Below are 19,127 nucleotides of genomic sequence, written 5' to 3'. Positions count from 1 at the left end.
CAAAAACTTCCCATCATAATAAGTACTTGTATACGTCTATAGACAGGTTTAAAAACAGTCAGAAACAAACTCAGTGAATCCTCGTCATTACATACATCACATATACAAAGGATAACCCTTTTATGACTCGCATACATCAATGGAAATCTGGTACTGCTGCACTTATGGCAATGGCGGTTACTACAACCGTCATTAGTCCCCTATTGAGCTTGGCTCCTGCTAATGCACAATATAGAATTAACCAAGACAGAATTGGGCAATACGGAAACGTTACTATTCCTTCTGGAGTTGCTTTTCCTGTCACCTACGATAAAGAGACAATTACTATTGCTCCTGGGGAAAGTAAATCTCTAACCTTGAGAATTGCCAATGACATTATCGATAGAAATAGAAATGTCTTAATTCCTGCTGGTACTAAAGTAAATGGACGGTTAGAACCTGTTGACTTAGATGGTTATTCCAGAGATAGAGATGATAACCAAGGAAAAGGCGTGCGGTTTGTCGCTCAAGAATTAGAATTTTCTAATGGTCAGCGTCAGTCAATTGACGCAACTTCTCGGACATACACTACAACTCAAAGAGTTAAACAGGGGCCCAGCACAAATCAGGTTTTAACTGATGCAGCTATTGGTGGGGGTGCTGGTCTTTTAGGTTCACTAGTTACTGGCAACAGTAAAATTGACGATTTAAAACCTGTTATTGGTGCGGCTGCGGGTGCAGGTGCGAGTGTACTTTTGCGGAAAAAAGAAAGAGATGCTTTTGTCCTCAGACCTGAACAGGATTTAAGGCTCACACTGAATTCTAACTTGAATTTAGTACCACAATCTCGCTACTAAATTTAACTTCATTCAAGTTGTGAATTTAATCATGCCTAAGAGGCGATCGCCACTTTAACTAGAGTGTGCGATCGCCTTTATTTTTAACCATAAAAATTTCTATTGAACAGCAACTATTCCACCTGTATATCGTCTTAATCAGTATCAATATTTATTGGAATACTTATTTAAAAGTTGGCTCTATTGTATTCTGTATCTAAAAGAGTATTCAAAATTAGGGAATATCCTGATACTTTTGTTAAGTAGTAGCGATCAAGGAGCCTTTTCTTGTGGTAATTCAAGGTTTCGGTTTAAGTACATATCTTGCAATTCCCGTAGTATTAAGTCTTTTGGTTCAGGGAGAAAGTATAAAAGTATCTTTAGTTGAAAACGTCCGTCAGATATCCACAAACAAAGAAATGAGCCTATCCAACCACGACAACCTAATCAGCAAGAATTCAACACCGAAAACATACTATGTTAGTGGTAATGGAAACGACAATAAAAGCGGACTCTCTACTTCATCCGCCTTTAGAACAATTCAAAAGGCAGCAGACCTTACCAACCCTGGCGATACAGTGTTGATTATGAACGGAGTATACACAAATACAGGCAAAGCTGGGAGTGTAGTAAATATTAAACGTTCTGGAACTGCAAATGCATGGATTAAGTATAAAGCATATCCTGGTCATTTCCCAAAAATTCAGCACAATACATGGAATGGGATCGCGATTTCAAATGGAGCTTCATATATCGAGATCAACGGGCTAGAGGTTGTGGGAAACAATGCCAATATAACCCTTGATTATGCGATGAGTCAGAAGACTAACAAACAAAACCCACTGACCAATGGAAACTGTATCAGTGTTGATGGACGAACCAATGGTCATGTTCATCACATCCGTATTTTAAATAACAAAGTGCATGACTGTGGAGGAGCAGGTATTTCAGCGATTCAAGCAGACTATGTGACAATAGATAATAATGTAGTATTTAATAATGCCTGGTATAGTGTTTTTGGCTCTAGTGGTATTTCAATGTTGAATAATTGGAATTCTGACAACAACCAGGGATACAAGATGTTTGTTACTAACAACAAGACTTACAACAATCGCATGTATATCCCTTGGATTGCAGTCGGAAGGATTACAGATGGTAATGGCATTATCATCGATAGTACAAAAAATCAAGGTATCTCAAAATTGGGTGCATATAAAGGACGTACTTTAGTTCAAAACAATCTTGCATATAATAATGGTGGATCGGGAATTCATGCATTTTTAAGCGATCATGTTGATATTGTAAATAACACAGCTGTTTTCAATAATCAGAGTCCAGAAATTAATGATGGGCAAATATTTGCTTATACATCATCTGATGTCAAAATTCTCAGGAACATTCTCTATGCTTTACCTGATAAAAATATTAATAATAATACTAAAAACCAAAACGTTGTTTATGACTATAACATCTATTTCAATAGTTCTAAGATAAGTGTTAAGGGAACTCACGATATTGTTGCAGACTCAGAGTTTTTAAGTAAGCATCCCACTCTTGAAAAAATATCTGACGATTGGAAATCACAGCCAGAGCAACAAAATCCGCCAACGCGGACTGTTATACAGGCTAAGTCAGCAGGTTTTGTTTGTGAGCCAGTGAATTATCCTTTGCAAGACAAACCCATCAAAGTGGGATGTTCCTCGCTATCTCCAATTCAAACTGCTTTTTCTGATGTTTCATCTAACTATTGGGCGGCACAATTTATTCAACAATTATCTCAGCAAGGTGTAATTGCCGGATTTCCTGATGGTAGCTTCCGCCCAGAAGAACCGGTGACACGCGCTCAATTTGCCGCGATGATCGACAAAGCTTTCCCAAAAGCCCAGCAACGGCAGGCAATCAATTTTACTGATGTACCTAGCAACTATTGGGCATCCACTGCAATTAGGCAAGCTTATACCATTGGTTTCTTATATGGTTATCCTGGTAATCGCTTTGAACCTAATCAAGCTATTCCCCGCCAACAGGTTTTGGTTGCCCTCGCTAACGGTCTGAAATATAGTCCTAGCGGTAATACCGAAAGCACTCTGCAATACTTCAACGATGCCTCTAACATCGCTAGCTATGCCCGTAGCCCAATCGCCGCAGCAACCCAAAAGCAAATTGTGGTGAACTATCCGAATGTGAAGTTACTGAATCCAACTGCAACTGCTACACGGGCACAAGTAGCAGCTTTTATCTACCAAGCATTAGTTAGTTCTAATCAAGCCTCAGCAATTAACTCACCCTATGTCGTATTAAAACTTAGCAATTAAATCGCTATATACAGTAGTTGTCGGGTTTATTACTTCAACACCTGTATTAGTCACAATTAGAATCTGTTGACTTAGATAGTTATTTAATAGGCGATCGCTACCTTAACTAGAGTGTGCGATCGCCTTTAGTTTTAACCATAAAATTTTCTATTTAACAGCAATTATTATATTTATGTATCGTCTCACTTAGTACTTAATATTTTTGGAAAACTTGCTAAGAGTTAATAGGGTGATTATATTACTTATATTAGCATGAATATTTTTAATTATGACTGTATGACTAAAGTAATGGTTTTGACAAAACCTAGAGAAATTAGGAACCTTGTACTTTAGTAAATGTCTAACTAATTAACAGTAAAAAATAATATAACTGGAGCAAAAAAATAATGTTTAACTTAAATCGTTGGCAATCTAGAACAGCTGCACTCATGGCTTTTAGCGTCACAGTTGGGACTGTAACGCCTTTCATTACAGCTTCACCATCTTTAGCTCAAACGACTTTTTCTGATGTTTCATCTAACTATTGGGCAGCACAATTTATTCAACAATTATCTCAGCGAGGTGTAATTGCCGGATTTCCTGATGGTAGCTTCCGCCCAGAAGAACCAGTGACACGCGCTCAATTTGCCGCGATGGTCAACAAAGCTTTCCAAAAAGCACCGCAACGACAAGCGATCAATTTTGCTGATGTGCCTAGCAACTATTGGGCATCCAGCGCAATTGAGCAAGCTTATACTATTGGTTTCTTATCTGGTTATCCCGGTAATCGCTTTGAGCCTAACCAAGCTATTCCTCGCGAGCAGGTTTTGGTTTCTCTTGCTAACGGTCTGGCATATATTCCTAGCGGTAATACCGAAAGCACTCTGCAATACTTCAACGATGCCTCTAACATCGCTAGCTATGCCCGTAGCCCGATCGCAGCCGCAACCCAAAAGCAAATTGTGGTGAACTATCCGAATGTGAACTTCCTAAATCCAACTGCAACCGCCACTCGCGCCCAGGTAGCAGCTTTTATCTACCAAGCATTGGTTAGTTCTAATCAAGCCTCAGCAATTAACTCGCCTTATGTTGTGGCTGTCGGATCTACTACCCCAACACCTGCATCAGCGACAATTGCCCAAGGGACTACTATTCCTGTGAAGTATGACAAGGCGGAAAAAATTCTAGTTACAAAGGATGAAACATCGCCCTTGACATTGACAGTATCCCAAAACGTGGTGACGCAAGACGGATCTGTAGTGATTCCTGCTGGTAGTCAAGTTGTTGGTCAACTAAAACCTGCTACAGGCGGTTCTCAATTCGTTGCCGAGAAACTAGTTTTGACCAGTGGTCAAGAGTATCAGCTCAACGCTACTTCTGACGTTATTACCAAAACTGAAACCGTCAAGAGGGGTACTAGTGTTGGTTCAATTATCAAGAATACTGTATTGGGCGCAGGTGCGGCAACTGCGATATCTGCTGTCACTGGCGATCGCGCCATTGCCACAGAAGAAGTCTTGGGTGGTGCTGGTATCGGTGCGTTGGTTGGTCTGTTCTTCGGTAAGAAGAGTGTTGACTTAATCGCCATTGACCCAAATACCGATTTACAAATGACCATCAATCAAAACTTATTGGTTTCATTAAGATAGTTATTAGTACATTTAAAGTCGAATTGTAAGAATAGCGTAAATGCTGTATATTGTATGTATATAGCATTTACGCTAGTTTTTATTATCAAACTAAAAATTTTTAGAAAATTGCTTAAACTAAATTTAATTTAAGCAAGTTTTTTACGCCGTTTTTTATTAATTTATGAGAATGATAATAGCGCTTTAGAGGTGAGACAAGACTAATTTTACAGGTATTCTTAAAAAAAATAATTTCAATGATTGGTATTTTCAGTAGATTGAAAAGTTTTGAAAGTTGAGGAAAGAATAAGGATTTCAGGTGACTTTGTTGGAGTTTTCCATCACGACCATAAGCGTAGACACTGCATAGGCTTGTCGTAGACATCGCTCTATTGTTTTTTATGAAAAAAGTTAGGTTTAAAACCTCGCCCCGGACTTCGTCCCGCTACGCTAACGTGGACAAAAAATCCTTGTTTCACTCGGTCGGTGGAAACTCCAACCCTTGTGGGTGGCTGTATTTAATTTTGAATTTTGAATTTTGAATTTTGAATTGATTCATTCCATCCTTGAAAGAAGTCTAAGTCAAGCCGTTCGTAACCGTTCGATGTCTCGCATCGGTGGCGCACCGAACAGGCGTGAATATTCCCGGCTGAACTGTGAGGGACTTTCGTACCCAACCTGGTAGGCAGCAGAGGTTGCATCACAATCTTCCGTCAGCATCAGGCGACGAGCTTCTAACAGTCTTAACTGCTTTTGATATTGAAGTGGACTCATTGAGGTCACTTGCTTGAAGTGTTGATGAAATGACGAAGTAGACATTCTCATCTGCTTTGCCAAGTCCTCGACTTGCATCGGCTGAGTAAACTTAGACCTGATCCGTTTGATCGCTTCAGCAATTCGCTGCATACTGCTGCCAGAGGTAGCAATTTGGCGCACGGCTTCACTTTGTTCCCCTATCAGTAGACGGTAGTAGAGTTCCCGAATGATCATCGGTGCCAGCATGGGAATATCTTGGGGTGTATCTAAAAGCTTAATCAGGCGAAGGGCACAGTCCAGCAACGTGGGATCAGCGTTACTTACAAACAAGCCTCGGACAGAGTTCTCTTTCTTCGCTGAACTGAAATTCATTTGAGCAACCATCTCACAGAGTTGCATTGGGTCTAGGGTCAGCTTTAATCCTAAATACGGCTGATCAGTTGTCGCCTCAACAATACACCCACCGACCGGGAGATCAACTGAGACAACAAGACATTGCCCTGCCTCATATGGATACTTTTCTTCCCCCAACACTATGTCTTTCTTGCCTTGAATCAGAATAGCGAGACGCGGTTCATAATCCTGGTAGATAATGGCAGAGGACGCATCTGAGCGTGAAAGGCTTAAGGGTGCGATCGCAGTTGGATAGACAAGGTTGCCATAGGGTTCGGTGTGCCGCGCCACTAATGCCGCCAGCGCTTGGCACTGATCTGCAACGACATCAGAATTGGGGATTTTGACTGTCATGGTAAAATTTCAACTCATTCAACGCCCTAGCCGATTATAGACGGTCTTCGAGTTCCATGTTGGAGAATTAGGCAAAGATTAAAGAGCTTTAGGCATTGGAAACGCTGGATCGAATTCGTAGGATGAAAGCATCTCAAGCAAGACTTTAAAGAGTCCAGAGAACAATAACGATTAAAAAATTTTTGGAGGAAATGACAATTTGTCCAAACAAACTTTGTCAGCAGTTTTATGCCTCCAAACCCTCAATAACAATTCAAGTAATTAGCAGGAGAACCTATTTGTGCAAAACACTCCCCAAGAAATGAAAGCAATGGCTGTTAACGAGTTTGGTCATGCTGACAAGCTGACTTTGAACACCTTACCCGTGCCTACAGTGGACGCAGGCGAAGTTTTGATTCGCATCGAGATCGCCGGAGTTGGCATCTGGGATGAGATGGAGCGTGAAGGTGATCTGGTGTATAACGAAGTTCACTTTCCGCGTGTGCTGGGCGGCGAATGTGCAGGCACTATTGTTGCGATTGGTGATGGCGTTGAGCGCTTTGCTATTGGTGATCGCGTTTACGCCCAGAGCTTCATGAACGACAAAGGCGGTAGCTATGCCCAATACGTTGTTGTCTGTGAAAAAACGATCGCGCCGATGCCCAATAGTCTCGATATGCTGATGGCAGGCGGACTACCTATTGCTGGTATAACAGCACTAAACAATTTGCAGGCGCTGGAGATAGGCAGCAAAACCAAATTAATGCTGTGGGGCGCAAGTGGTGGCGTCGGTCACGTCGCGCTGCAACTGGCTAAACGTATGGGGGCACACGTTTTCGCGATCGCATCGGGTGCAGATGGTGTAGCATTGGCTCAACAGTTAGGTGCCGATGAAGCAGTGGACGGACACAGCGACGACATTGTGCAACGTGCCCGCGCCTTTGCGCCCGATGGTTTCGATGCTGCGCTGGTGCTGGTGGGTGGCGACAAGGTTCAATCTACGCTGAGTTTGCTGCACCAAGGCGGGATCATCTCCTTTCCTAACGGCGTGATGCCCGAACCCAAAGCGCCCGACGGTGTGGAACTCAAGAAGACAAATGCGATCGCTAATCGGATGATATTAGACGAACTTAACCGATTGATCGACGTGGGTGAGTTTCAAGTTCACATCGCGCAGACGTTTGCGCTAGAAGAGGCGGCACAAGCGCAGTCAGCGATGAAACAGCACTATCTGGGCAAAATCGTGTTGCGCGTCAGCGGCGAATAAGAGCTGATTGAAGGAATCGCGATTGCGGCGTTGTTATCTGAAGACAATCGCTGGATCACGGGACAGAGAATCGAAGTCTCTGGCAGTCAATCTTTCTGAAAATACGAAGACTCTACGAGGATATTTCTTGAGTTGGGCGGATGAGCAAATGGATAACAACGAATTCAGAGGAGGAATGAGATGTCAAAAGCAGTACGCTTTGATCATTTTGGAGGTGTAGATGTCCTTAATGTTGTCGAGGTTGAAAAACCTTCACCCAGTCCAGGTCGGGTTCTGGTTCGCGTCGTCAGGGCGGGGACAAATCCCGGTGAGATTTTAATCCGAAAAGGTCAGCTTGAGCAGAAGTATCCAACGACGTTTCCTTGTGGTCAAGGAACAGACTTCGCTGGCATCGTGGCTGAACTTGGAAATGGTGTCACCAGTCCTGCTGTGGGCACGGCGGTCATGGGCTGGTCGAATGAGCGCTCTGCCCAAGCTGAGTTTGTCTCTGTTCCTGCCGAGCAAGTGATTGTCAAGCCAGAATCGCTGAGTTGGGAGGTAGCGGGTGCCCTGTTCATCGTGGCATCGACTGCAAAGGCTGCCGTTGCAGCAGTGGCTCCTCAACGGGGAGAAACAATTCTGGTCTCTGGTGCGGCGGGCAGCGTGGGATCGATCGTGACGCAATTGGTGCTGCGGACTGGCGCTAAGGTTGTGGGTGCAGCGGGAGCGTCGCGCCACGACTGGTTGCGATCGCTCGGTGCAATTCCTGTCGGCTATGACGACGATTTGCAGGCGAGCTTGAGTAGTGTGGCTCCAGATGGCTTTGATACAGTCATTGACACGGTGGGTCACGGGTATGTCGATCTCGCGATCAAGCTAGGGGTTGCGCCAAATCGCATCAATACGATCATCGATTTTGAGGCAGCGGCTCGACACCATGCACACGCCGATGGCAGCGCTAAGGCTGAGTCGGGTGCGGTTCTGGCTGAGATTGCCGAACTGGTTGCAGACGGTGAGTTGCAAGTTCCGATAGCAGCCGTGTACGACCTCAAAGACGTGCGCCAGGCATACACGCAGTTAGAACAAGGACACACGGGCGGCAAGGTTGTGCTACGGGTGGCAGCGCCTTGATGCTTGAGTTCAGCACAAGCGGAAAACATTGTGGTGTTTGAGAATATTAAAACTGGCTTTCAGCCGTTTTCAATAACTGTTCGTTGGGCGACAATGTGCAGCTTGACTGAAGCGTCGATCTCACGTTGTCAGATGGAACAATTGTTACCCTCCAAGAGACCGAAGCAGTATAGGAGAACCTACTCATGCAGAACACTCCCTAACATTTGCAACAACGTTACTTTCAACAAACTCTGACATTCTTTATTTTGATATCTTTGCAGGAGAAATACCTATGAATCTCACAGACAACACTATCCTGATCACTGGTGGCACAAGCGGCATCGGTCGTGCGCTTGCCGAGGCGTTCTATCAACGCGGGAATCAAGTCATCATCGCAGGTCGCCGTCAGCAACTCCTCGACGAAATCACCACCGCTCACTCCGGGATGCACGGGATTCAACTTGATGTCCAAGACCCGGCGGACATCGAAGCCTTTGCCTCCCGCATTCGAGAGCAGTTCCCTAAACTCAATATTCTGATCAATAATGCCGGAATTAGTAAGACGGAAGACCTCACCTCAGACTCGATCGATTTCTCCGTGATACAGTCTACGATTCAGACAAACATTGTCGGTGTGCTTCACCTCACGGCGTTACTCCTCCCCACTCTCAAACAGCAACCGCATTCAACGATCATCACCACGACCTCCGGCTTGGCTTTCCTTCCCATCAGTCCATACCCGACCTATTGCGCGAGCAAGGCTTTTCTGCACTCCTGGTTGCAGTCGCTCCGCGTTCAGATCCGGGAAACCTCCGTGGAGGTTCTCGAACTTGTTCCACCCTATGTACAGACGGAGCTTGGCGGGGCAAGTCAGGCGACTGATCCTGCCGCAATGCCACTGGCTGACTATATTGCTGAAGTGATGCAGATTCTCAGCACTCCAAACCCGCCCCACGGCGAAATCCTGGTTGATCGTGCTAAAGCACTACGATTTGCCGAACGGAACGGTGACTATGAGCAAATATTCGCTAGCCGCAACGAACAATGACAAGCGATAAGAATCTATCGATCAGCAATAGAGGGCTTTGATCGCACGCAGTAATATTAATGAAAAATGGACTCTCAAAATTGCTTTTGTTAAATCACTAAAAAATTCTTGGAGAAAGTAGCAATATGTCTGAACAAACGAACCTTGGCGGCAGTTTTACGTTGCCGAACACTTCAATCACAGTGAAGCGCACAGGCTATGGTGCCATGCAACTCGCAGGTCCGGGTGTATCAGGTCCACCGCGCGATGTAGATGCTGCCGTTGCTGTTTTGCGCGAAGCGATCGCACTTGGCATTAATCATATCGATACCAGCGACTTCTACGGACCTCACATCACGAATCAGATTATCCGACAAGCACTGCATCCCTACCCGGAAGATTTAGTGATTGTCACCAAGATTGGAGCGCGTCGTCCTGAAGATGGATCATGGGTACCCGCGATGTCGCAGCAGGAGCTGACCGAAGCGATTCATGACAACCTGCGTAACCTCGGACTCGAGACGATCGATGTTGTCAATCTCCGACTGATGGGTGACGGTCATGGGCCATCGGAGGGTTCTGTTACAGAGCCGCTGACGACCTTAGTCGAACTCAAAAAACAAGGGTTGATCCGTCACCTGGGTCTGAGCAACGTCACTCCGAAGCAATTGGCACAAGCGCAAACCATCACAGAAATTGTCTGCGTGCAGAATCAGTACAACGTAGCGCACCGGGAAGATGATGCTTTCATTGACGACCTCGCGAAGCAGGGAATTGCTTATGTGCCGTTCTTCCCACTAGGCGGGTTCAATCCGTTGCAATCGTCAGCGCTCGATGCTGTCGCAGCATCACTTGGAGCCACACCGATGCAGGTCGCCTTGGCATGGCTGCTTCAGAGATCGCCGAACATCCTGTTAATTCCCGGAACGTCATCCATTAGTCATCTGCACGAAAACATCAAAGCGGCAAATCTGCAGCTTTCACCGCAAACGATCAAAGACCTCGACGCGATCGCTACAACTGCGGTTCAGTGAAAACATTACTGTCCAAGGCTAAGTCATACCAATTCAAAATGACGCTCTCTACGAGACGCTGCGCGTAGCTTGCAACTCTTACAGAGTACGCGGACTCGCTCTAAGCGAACGCGAGTGCGTCTCTAAGAGTTGCCATGCCGTTGGCGTTCGCTGTCTTCGTCTCCCAAAGAGAAGAGAAGGCTTTACGCTGCGCTAACAAAATTCATGCATTAAGAAAGCCAGACAGAACAAAGGTTTAAGAGTATGTGTCTGTCGCATTCTTTTTTCAAATTGGTATCACTTCAGCGAAGAACTAATGAAGTCAATTAAGTTGCGGTTTGACTTCTAGCAGGAGGCAGGAGGCAGGAGGTAAAACTATTGCTAACTCTAGCATTCACCCCATCCTTATGTCCTAACCTGTGTGACTACGGCTATAGCAATCTTTACGTTGAAGCTTGGAAAAATCGAAGACTATTAAGTAAAATCAGCCAGTTGATGAACTAGAACAGTACATTTCTTTTTCCGATGCGACGAATTTAGCTAGGCATTCAGAATTGTCTGAATCTAAGTCAAGCATGAGACAATACGGTTCAGTTAAGGCTCAAATAGCTATAAATTGGTTATTTTATTACTTGGAAAGGCCTAACCCGTTCTCAATAGACTAATTCTCAACTTCCGGTAACCAAATAATAAAAGTAGTTCCTGGTCTATTAGGTGAAGTTAGCTTAGAGTTAATTGCAGGGCTGAAAATCTCGATTTTGCCCTGCATTTGCTCTATTAATTGTTTAGCGATCGCTAACCCTAAACCTGTACCTGGGATTTCTGTTTGCGCTTGTATACCTCGATAATGTCGTTCTCCAAGATGTTCTAAATCCTGAGGTGGAATGCCAGGCCCATTATCACTAATGACTATTCCCTGAAAATGAGCTTTTTCTTGCCCCGCCTGAATCAAAATTTTGCCACCAGTGGGAGTGTATTTCAAAGCATTATCAATAATGTTAGTTAACACCTCTCGTAATGCTTTGATATTGGCACGCACTAGGGATGAATTCTGTTGAATTTCAGTTATTAGTTTTAGCTTTCGCTCTTGGGCGATCGCTTTGGCTGATATTAATAATGGTTCTAATATATCTGCTAGGGAGCAGTCAACTGCTTTATCTCCCGTTCCCGGTAATAATAGCAACGGTTTAGCATCTTTTTGGATAGTTGCTTCTACAAATAATCCATCTTCCGGTAGATGTAGTGGTGCTAAATCTGCCTCTGTCAAGTCAACTACTTGTTCAAATTGTTGCAGTAATTCTTTAAGGCGATCGCTTTCTCTGACAATACTATTTGCCACATCCCGGTTGGCATCTGCTGGTCGTAGTCGCTTCAATAGCAGTTTGCCAAAAGTCCGTAACGCCGTTAATGGGTTACGAAACTGATGCAACAGGTTATCTAGCAAATCCCGCTGTTTTTCTTGGAGAATTTGTTGCTCGCGCAACTGTTGCTCAAACCATGCTCGCCGCTGATCTAAAATACAAGCGATCGCTAATGTTTGGGCTATCCGTTGAATCTGACTTTGCTCGTGTTCATTCCATACTCGGTCTTTCCTACCGGTCACTAGTAACCCCATCATCACACCCTCATAAATTAGAGGTAAAACAATTTGGTTGCCATTAAGTAGGTATTCCTCTTTAAGATCGGGTTGAGACGCATCTGGTATCTCAGACTCCCGTGACGAAGTTGGAGATTCTGAACCTGCTGTCAATAACCTTCCTTGATGATTGGGTAATATAAACGCATTTCCAACTTGAAGTTGCTTGTATGCCGTCGCCTCAATAGTTTCCTCTCCTGACAGCAATAATGCTGTTTCCGGGTAAATCACCACAGGAATCAGTTTGGCATCGCCAGAAGGAGTATCTACCAATTCTTGTGTTAAGTACACAATACTTAAAGTTGCTCCTAGCCCTTGGGTTAGTAGCGCTATTTGCTCTCGACACAGAGCAAGAAAATCGGAACTGGCAGACATTAACATTTTTTAGCTCTTGCTCAAGATTATAGATTTTGAGGCATGATGTAAGAGAGGATACTTAATTTTTACCTCACTCATTTAATAAAGCTTAACTAAAATTTTCTTAGAGATGGTTTGTACTAGGGGATTATATTCTTAGGTAATTTTATTTTCTCTATGTTTTAAAGATATTAACTTTCTTATATTAAAAGCTTAAAAACTATTGATATTCTGAACTAGAACCTATATAATTACGACGGATTTTGTAGCTATCACTACAATCTATAGCTTGAAAGAGGAGGACAATATATTGGCAAGGAGACGCAAAAGGAAGAGTCGTCGTCGTCAGGAAGGACGGCGTATTTTGGAACACGTGCCTCAATATAGTATCGAAAGTGGCGAAGAAAAGCCTGTGACAGCAGCGAGAAGATTCATTCAAGCTGAAGGGATTTTGCCACCAGCGTTGCTACTTGTAAAGCGAAATGAACACACTACGGATCGTTATTTCTGGGCAGAAAAGGGACTGTTTGGTGCTCAATACGTAGAGGAAAACCATTTCTTGTTTCCTAGTTTGAGGGTGTTAGAACCTTCACCAGGTCAAGAACCTCTTGCTTTAGCTAGTCGGTGAACCATAGATGGTCATCTTGAGCATTGAATGTGGCTCCTGACTACTATTAACTGGCAAAATTGCTAAGTTTATGCAAAATTTAATTTTTTTTTAGTTTGTAGCTGATTTGCCAGTAAATCTAGTCCAGGTAGTTGGAAAGTGAACTTGTCTCAAACCACGCTATATTGCATGGGTTGATACTACTTTGATGATGCAGAAGGGAGTGGGTATAGAGCCAAGCGCGTCTAAAAGTGCTAGTGAAGTTGCGCTCCTATGCCGTAGATGGTTAAGTTAAGCTCTGTCAATGAATTTAAGTTAATGAATTTAAATTTTTCCCCACAAGTTTGGGTCGTGGGGAAAACTGGCAAAGCAGCAATCTTGATTTTCTCCTGACTACTTTCCATAGCCTAAAGAGTAGGTTAGGTCAGAAGTCTGCATATCATAGTTAAAAGATGGTCGCAAGAATCAACAATTATTTCCCAGGCTTGAGCTGTAGAGTCCTCTGCAACTCGCTGAGTTCATCTCGATGGGCAACTACAGTTACCTTACTTGAGGAGGTTTGTTCGCTCTGAGTTGTTTCTACTTTGAGCGACACCTTCTCAAGTCTTCCAGATTTTCTCCAATAAAATAGACCACTTAAAGGCGACAACAGTACCATCGCCAGAACAAGGGTACTGAGGCTAGGAAAAAGCAGGGATGCGACCAAAGATAGACAAACAATCCCAGTAGCTGCCAGTAAAGTTAGAAATATAGCTAAGAACCAGCTAGGGCGAACATTACCTTCAAAAGTTACCTGATTTTGTTCTCGGTCTACCGCTGCCACTCGGTAAGACCGCGATCGAAAATACTCTTTTAATTGAGACATTAAAACAGCTTCCTCTTGCTCAGATACCAGGTGGGCTATTTCTGTGCGGTCTTTAGTCGAGGCACGAATAAAGAAAAACAGCCCAACCGATAACAACAAGGTTAGCAGGAACGTAGATGGCAAAATAGCAGTATCCATAACTAATTGTTAGTGTTTGACTGGAGGAGACTTATTCATTATCAATTATTCGTTACTTTTTCCTCCCGTTGATGTAGTCTTGCCAAAGAAAAGCTAAATCCTGAGCTTGAACTTGCCATTCGGCAGAAACTTGGTACATCCGCCTGGGGCGTCCACGTCCTTCGAGTTTCTTCCAATATCCAGCGATTGCCCTTTGGTCTTCCAGAAATTTGATTGCACTATAAAGTACGGTATCTGAAAGTCGATAGACGGGATACTTAGTTTCTAATTGCTCGATCAACTCGGTTCCGTAGGATTCACCTTGTAATAAAACAGACAGTATATAACAAACTGCTAGTTCCTGACAAAGGTAAGTTGGCGGAGGATTCTCAAAGAATTGATATATATCCTCAAGTTTCATGGTTAGTGAATGGCTAAAAAATACCTTAGCGTAAAGTCTACAATCCTTGTAGCCAGTATACAGTGCTACTACTACGTGAGTAATACATATAAAGCTACTTAGACTAAATTTCCAAAGCGTAAATATCAAATAATTACCCACGCCTGTGAAGTTGTGGGGCGAGTTTGTGAGTTTTAGGGAAACAAAACAGTGTACCCCCACTCAAGCTCGATATGGTGTGGTGAGGAGCAAATAGACAGTGAGGAAGTCACTATCTTGGTGTTAAGTGATGCCGAGCTGGTTAGAACTGCTTAAAGCAATAAAATGCCATCGAAGAAATTTTACAGGTAAAATGCTATTTTGTCTGTAAAACTTAATAAACACTTTGTTTTACAGTGATTTTCCCAATGCAAATTCTAAAATCTTAAGCTACGGGATATATCTGGGATCAAGCTGCAACGTCAGTATACACATTTAAGCAGTAACCATTTCTGATTTCCTCGATCGCAGAATTTCTTGTCTTATTTGGCAAGTGTAATAGTAAATTTATCAAAGAAGGCGCTAAAAACCAGGGGAAAGAACTCTCCCGTGTCCCCTTGTCCCCTCGTCCTCGCCTCCCTTAATCAAGCACCCAGCACATTGGCGATCGCTATGTCACAAACTCCCGATGCCCCATCATTTTCCTCAACTCTCAGGGCAATTGCCCAAACTTTTCGCCTTATAGGTTGGATTAGCTTTTGGATTCAGCTAGTACTAGGCGTTGTTTCTAGCATAATTGTGTTGCTGTTCGCCATCTTTAATCAAAGATCTGGCAGTCCTACTAATAATCCTGGGACTGGTTTTGGCGTATTTTTAGCAATTTGTGGACTGGTTGTTTTAGGTGGGGGCATTTATTTAGCTTACCGTTACACTAGGATTGGCAAGCAATTGGAATCCTCCAATCCCAGCAACCGCCCTCGGAAAAGCGAGACTGTACAATTATTACGCTTAGGGGTGTGGGTGAATTTAGGAGGAACGCTGGTGACTCTTTTGGGGGCGCAGGCGATCGTTGGAACACTGGTAGCACGATCCATATCTCCGCAAGCGATAACTACCCAATTTTTTGACCCTACGCGAATTATTAGCGGTCTAGATATGCTTGTGGTACAGGCAAACACCAACACTGTCTCAGCCCACTTTGCAGGGCTTATAGCATCACTTTGGTTACTCAATCGCATTCACCGACCTTAGAAAGGGGAGTCGGAAGAAAAGGTAATAGTTAAAAATCAACAATTCTTTTGACTTCTTTTTTCCTCTTGACAGGTAGATAATAGGCTAAAAACTGAGAAAAATCTGTGCTGGATATCAAGCAAATACGGGAAAATCCCCAATTAGTTCAAGAACGATTGAATAGTCGTAGTGGTAAATACGACATCGAGCCGATATTATTGTTAGATCGGCAACAACGGGAACTTGAGGGGACACGTAGTCAACTCCAAGCTCGTAGCAACGAAATTGGTAAAATTGTTGGGCAGAAGATAAAATCTGGGATCAATTCTCAAGACCCAGAAATTCAAGCTTTGCGGGATGAAGGTAACTCTGTCAAGGCTACGTTGAGTCAACTGGAACCCCAAGAAAAAGACCTGAAAGCTGAAATTGCTCAACTTGTGTTGGCACTTCCCAACTTGCCAAGCGACTCTACACCCCTTGGAAAGAATGAGGAAGATAACGTAGAAGTGCGCCGTTGGGGTGATGGGTACATTCCCCAAAATCCGAATATTCTCCCTCACTGGGAAATAGGCGAAAAGCTGGGTATTCTCAATGTTGAACGAGCTGTAAAAGTTGCCCAAAGTCGTTTTGTGACATTGATAGGCGCTGGTGCGGCATTAGAAAGGGCATTAATTCAATTTATGCTGACTCTCCATACTCAAGCTGGGTATGTAGAAGTCAGTCCGCCGCTGTTAGTTAATACCGAGTCATTGACGGCGACCGGTCAGTTACCCAAGTTTGCCGAAGAAAGCTTTAAATGTGCAGATGATGACTTGTGGCTGATTCCTACGGCGGAAGTTCCAGTTACAAATCTCTACCGGGGTGAAATTCTTGCTGCTGAAGATTTGCCTATTTACCACTGTGCCTTTACTCCCTGTTTTCGCCGCGAAGCTGGTAGTTATGGGCGCGATATGCGGGGATTAATTCGCCTGCATCAATTTAACAAGGTGGAAATGGTGAAGTTTGTCGAACCCAATACATCTTTTGATGAATTGGAGAAATTGGTAGGGAATGCAGAAGCAATTTTACAGGCGTTGCAGTTGCCTTACAGAGTAGTAAATTTAAGTACTGGAGATTTGGGATTTGCCTCTACCAAAACTTATGATTTAGAGGTTTGGTTGCCCTCTTCTGGCAAATACCGCGAAATTTCTAGCTGTTCCAATACTATAGATTTCCAGGCACGACGGGCTGATATTCGTTTCAAAGAGGCGGGGAAGAAAGGAACTCAGTTCGTACACACTCTAAATGGTTCGGGTTTGGCTGTGGGAAGGACAATGGCAGCAATTTTAGAGAATTATCAACAACCTGATGGGACAGTCAGGATACCAGAAGTGTTGCAACCTTACTTAGGACGTGAAGTTTTGTAATTTGTCCTTAGTCTTTTACCAATGCCCCATCCTCCATGCCCAATCCCCAATGCCCAATTAGAATGGAGATAACCATAGCTTAATATCTTCACTAATTTACTCTATGTCAGTTTTAGCAGCGATCGCAGTCTTGGCTGTTTTGATCTTGGTACACGAGTTGGGACATTTTGTTGCAGCACGTTCTCAAGGCATTCTCGTTAACCGTTTTTCTCTGGGTTTTGGCCCAGTTCTTTTTAAGTACCAAGGTTCACAAACCGAATATGCTGTCCGCGCCTTTCCTTTGGGCGGCTTTGTGGGCTTTCCTGATGATGACCCCGATAGCGATATTCCACCCAATGACCCGAATTTGCTGCGTAACCGTCCAGTTTTAGACCGGGCAATAGTTATTAGTGCCGGAGTAATCGCCAATTTAATATTTGCCTACTTGGTGTTGGCTCTGCAATTGGGTATCGTCGGCATTCCAGAGAGGATTAACTTTCAACCTGGTGTCATTGTCAAGCCGGTCGATGAACAATCTATTTCCTACCAAGCAGGTATTAGGGAAGGAGATATCATTCTGGCTGTTAATGGTCAGGAACTCCCCGCTTCTGAAAAAGCGACAGCTTTTCTCACAAAAGAAATTCAAACTCATCCCAATCAGCAAATCGAACTAAAAATTAAACATGAAAACCAACCAAAGTCTCTAAAATTAACCCCAAAACTGGGAAATAAAGGCCAAGGTGTAATTGGCATTGAACTTGGCCCCAATGGTACAGCAGTTTATCGCCGTCCTAATAATCCTTTTGAAATTTTTGGCATTGCTGCTAATAGGTTTCAACAATTATTTGTAGGGACACTCAGCGGTTTTGGGCAGTTAATTACCAACTTTCAACAAACTGCTGGACAAGTTTCTGGACCAGTTAATATTGTCAAAATAGGTGCAAAACTAGCTCAGGACAATAGTGCAAATCTGTTATCTTTTGCGGCAATTATCAGCATTAACTTGGCTATTATCAATATTTTGCCTTTACCAGCTTTGGATGGCGGACAACTCGCTTTTCTGCTAATTGAAGGTTTACGCGGTAAGCCTGTACCAGCCCGCATTCAAGAAAGTGTAATGCAAACCGGTTTGGTGTTACTCTTAGGCTTAGGAATTTTTCTGATCGTCAAAGAAACTACCCAATTAACTAGCCAATTGGAATGGGTACAAAAATTGTTGCAGTGAGCATTACCTGCAAATCGTTATCTAAAAAGCAACGGGCGATAGAAATTTTAGCTCGGCTGAAGCGTCTTTATCCAGATGCTACTTGCTCTTTGAACTACTCAACGCCAGTACAACTGTTGGTGGCAACGATTCTTTCTGCTCAATGTACTGATGAGCGGGTGAATAAGGTGACACCAGCTTTATTTGCTCGGTTTCCTGATGCTGAAAGTTTAGCGATCGCTGACTTGGTAGAATTAGAAAGTTTGGTACGTTCAACAGGATTTTATCGCAATAAAGCCAAGAACATTCAAGCCGCCTGTCGGATGATTGTCACTGAGTTTAACTCTGTTGTCCCCAACCAAATGGAGCAATTATTAAAGCTTCCAGGTGTGGCGCGCAAGACAGCAAATGTCGTCCTGGCTCATGCTTATGGCATTAATGCTGGCGTGACAGTAGATACTCACGTCAAGCGCCTTAGCGAACGTTTGGGTTTAACTCAAGCAAAAGACCCCGTTCGGATTGAGCAAGATTTAATGGGTTTATTGCCTCAGTCTGATTGGGAAAATTGGTCAATTGGGCTGATTTATCACGGTCGTGCTATTTGTAAAGCCCGCTCTCCCATCTGTGTTGCTTGTGAACTTGCCGATTTATGTCCGGCTGCGAATCAGCCAGTGGTTGTAGGATAAGCAACACAAGTAACCCCAGAATTGATGGAGAGACTGTAGAATG

General features: G+C 43.7%; 15 protein-coding genes and 1 pseudogene. 12 read left to right on the top strand and 4 right to left on the bottom strand.

The window, feature by feature from the left end; translation table 11 throughout:
- Nucleotides 1-122: 122 nt before the first annotated feature.
- The 3 genes and pseudogenes from V7K56_RS33790 to V7K56_RS33780 all read left to right on the top strand — a co-directional run bounded on the left by V7K56_RS33790 (nucleotide 123) and on the right by V7K56_RS33780 (nucleotide 4,758).
- Nucleotides 123-836, top strand: a complete 714-nt coding sequence (locus tag V7K56_RS33790; RefSeq protein ID WP_334917997.1) for a conjugal transfer protein TrbI — start codon at nucleotides 123-125, stop codon at nucleotides 834-836.
- Nucleotides 837-2,470: 1,634 nt separating this feature from the next.
- A pseudogene (locus tag V7K56_RS33785) lies at nucleotides 2,471-3,112 on the top strand (S-layer homology domain-containing protein); the annotation flags it as partial.
- A gap of 404 nt (nucleotides 3,113-3,516) precedes the next feature.
- On the top strand, nucleotides 3,517-4,758 hold the full coding sequence (locus V7K56_RS33780; protein ID WP_334917995.1) for an S-layer homology domain-containing protein: 1,242 nt from the start codon (nucleotides 3,517-3,519) through the stop codon (nucleotides 4,756-4,758).
- A gap of 561 nt (nucleotides 4,759-5,319) precedes the next feature.
- On the opposite strand, the gene V7K56_RS33775 is transcribed toward V7K56_RS33780, so the two are convergent.
- Nucleotides 5,320-6,240, bottom strand: coding sequence for an AraC family transcriptional regulator (locus tag V7K56_RS33775; RefSeq protein WP_334917993.1), 921 nt, complete (start codon nucleotides 6,238-6,240; stop codon nucleotides 5,320-5,322).
- A gap of 280 nt (nucleotides 6,241-6,520) precedes the next feature.
- Here V7K56_RS33775 and V7K56_RS33770 point away from each other — a divergent pair, with 280 nt between their 5' ends.
- The 4 genes from V7K56_RS33770 to V7K56_RS33755 all read left to right on the top strand — a co-directional run bounded on the left by V7K56_RS33770 (nucleotide 6,521) and on the right by V7K56_RS33755 (nucleotide 10,639).
- The gene (locus tag V7K56_RS33770) at nucleotides 6,521-7,486 is read left to right on the top strand and encodes a quinone oxidoreductase family protein (protein ID WP_334917991.1); all 966 of its coding nucleotides are present in this window, start codon (nucleotides 6,521-6,523) and stop codon (nucleotides 7,484-7,486) included.
- A gap of 180 nt (nucleotides 7,487-7,666) precedes the next feature.
- Nucleotides 7,667-8,596: an NADP-dependent oxidoreductase gene (locus V7K56_RS33765; protein ID WP_334917989.1), complete on the top strand. Its 930-nt coding sequence runs from the start codon at nucleotides 7,667-7,669 to the stop codon at nucleotides 8,594-8,596.
- A gap of 274 nt (nucleotides 8,597-8,870) precedes the next feature.
- Nucleotides 8,871-9,626, top strand: coding sequence for an SDR family oxidoreductase (locus tag V7K56_RS33760; RefSeq protein ID WP_334917987.1), 756 nt, complete (start codon nucleotides 8,871-8,873; stop codon nucleotides 9,624-9,626).
- Between the two features lie 125 nt (nucleotides 9,627-9,751).
- Complete coding sequence (locus V7K56_RS33755; RefSeq protein WP_334917985.1) at nucleotides 9,752-10,639, top strand: aldo/keto reductase family oxidoreductase; 888 nt, start codon at nucleotides 9,752-9,754, stop codon at nucleotides 10,637-10,639.
- 640 nt (nucleotides 10,640-11,279) lie between these two features.
- On the opposite strand, the gene V7K56_RS33750 is transcribed toward V7K56_RS33755, so the two are convergent.
- On the bottom strand, nucleotides 11,280-12,635 hold the full coding sequence (locus V7K56_RS33750) for a GAF domain-containing sensor histidine kinase (protein WP_334917983.1): 1,356 nt from the start codon (nucleotides 12,633-12,635) through the stop codon (nucleotides 11,280-11,282).
- 286 nt (nucleotides 12,636-12,921) lie between these two features.
- Between V7K56_RS33750 and V7K56_RS33745 the strand changes: the two genes are divergently transcribed.
- Nucleotides 12,922-13,239, top strand: coding sequence for a DUF3155 domain-containing protein (locus V7K56_RS33745; protein WP_041566316.1), 318 nt, complete (start codon nucleotides 12,922-12,924; stop codon nucleotides 13,237-13,239).
- Nucleotides 13,240-13,690: 451 nt separating this feature from the next.
- Here the strand turns inward: V7K56_RS33745 and V7K56_RS33740 are convergent, their stop codons facing one another.
- On the bottom strand, nucleotides 13,691-14,221 hold the full coding sequence (locus V7K56_RS33740; protein ID WP_334917981.1) for a cofactor assembly of complex C subunit B: 531 nt from the start codon (nucleotides 14,219-14,221) through the stop codon (nucleotides 13,691-13,693).
- Nucleotides 14,222-14,273: 52 nt separating this feature from the next.
- Nucleotides 14,274-14,621 carry a PadR family transcriptional regulator gene (locus V7K56_RS33735; RefSeq protein ID WP_334917979.1) on the bottom strand — a complete coding sequence of 116 codons (348 nt, stop codon included), beginning with the start codon at nucleotides 14,619-14,621 and terminating at the stop codon, nucleotides 14,274-14,276.
- A 630-nt stretch (nucleotides 14,622-15,251) separates the two neighbouring features.
- Here V7K56_RS33735 and V7K56_RS33730 point away from each other — a divergent pair.
- The 4 genes from V7K56_RS33730 (at nucleotide 15,252) to nth (ending at nucleotide 19,084) form a co-directional block, all read left to right on the top strand.
- Nucleotides 15,252-15,830 (top strand): DUF3611 family protein, encoded by a 579-nt coding sequence (locus V7K56_RS33730; RefSeq protein ID WP_334918071.1) that lies wholly within the window; start codon nucleotides 15,252-15,254, stop codon nucleotides 15,828-15,830.
- 104 nt (nucleotides 15,831-15,934) lie between these two features.
- Nucleotides 15,935-17,215 carry a serine--tRNA ligase gene (serS, locus tag V7K56_RS33725; RefSeq protein WP_334917977.1) on the top strand — a complete coding sequence of 427 codons (1,281 nt, stop codon included), beginning with the start codon at nucleotides 15,935-15,937 and terminating at the stop codon, nucleotides 17,213-17,215.
- 103 nt (nucleotides 17,216-17,318) lie between these two features.
- On the top strand, nucleotides 17,319-18,419 hold the full coding sequence (rseP, locus tag V7K56_RS33720) for an RIP metalloprotease RseP (RefSeq protein ID WP_334917975.1): 1,101 nt from the start codon (nucleotides 17,319-17,321) through the stop codon (nucleotides 18,417-18,419).
- Entirely contained in the window at nucleotides 18,395-19,084 is a 690-nt protein-coding gene (nth, locus tag V7K56_RS33715; RefSeq protein WP_334917973.1) for an endonuclease III, read from the top strand. Before rseP ends, nth begins: the two co-directional genes overlap by 25 nt.
- The last annotated feature ends 43 nt before the right edge of the window (nucleotides 19,085-19,127 follow it).

The sequence above is a fragment of the Nostoc sp. genome (genome assembly GCF_036917535.1).
In the GTDB taxonomy this organism is placed as follows: Bacteria; Cyanobacteriota; Cyanobacteriia; order Cyanobacteriales; family Nostocaceae; genus Nostoc.
Note: the sequence above shows the minus strand (reverse complement) of the source record. Positions and strands in the feature narration are given on the sequence as shown.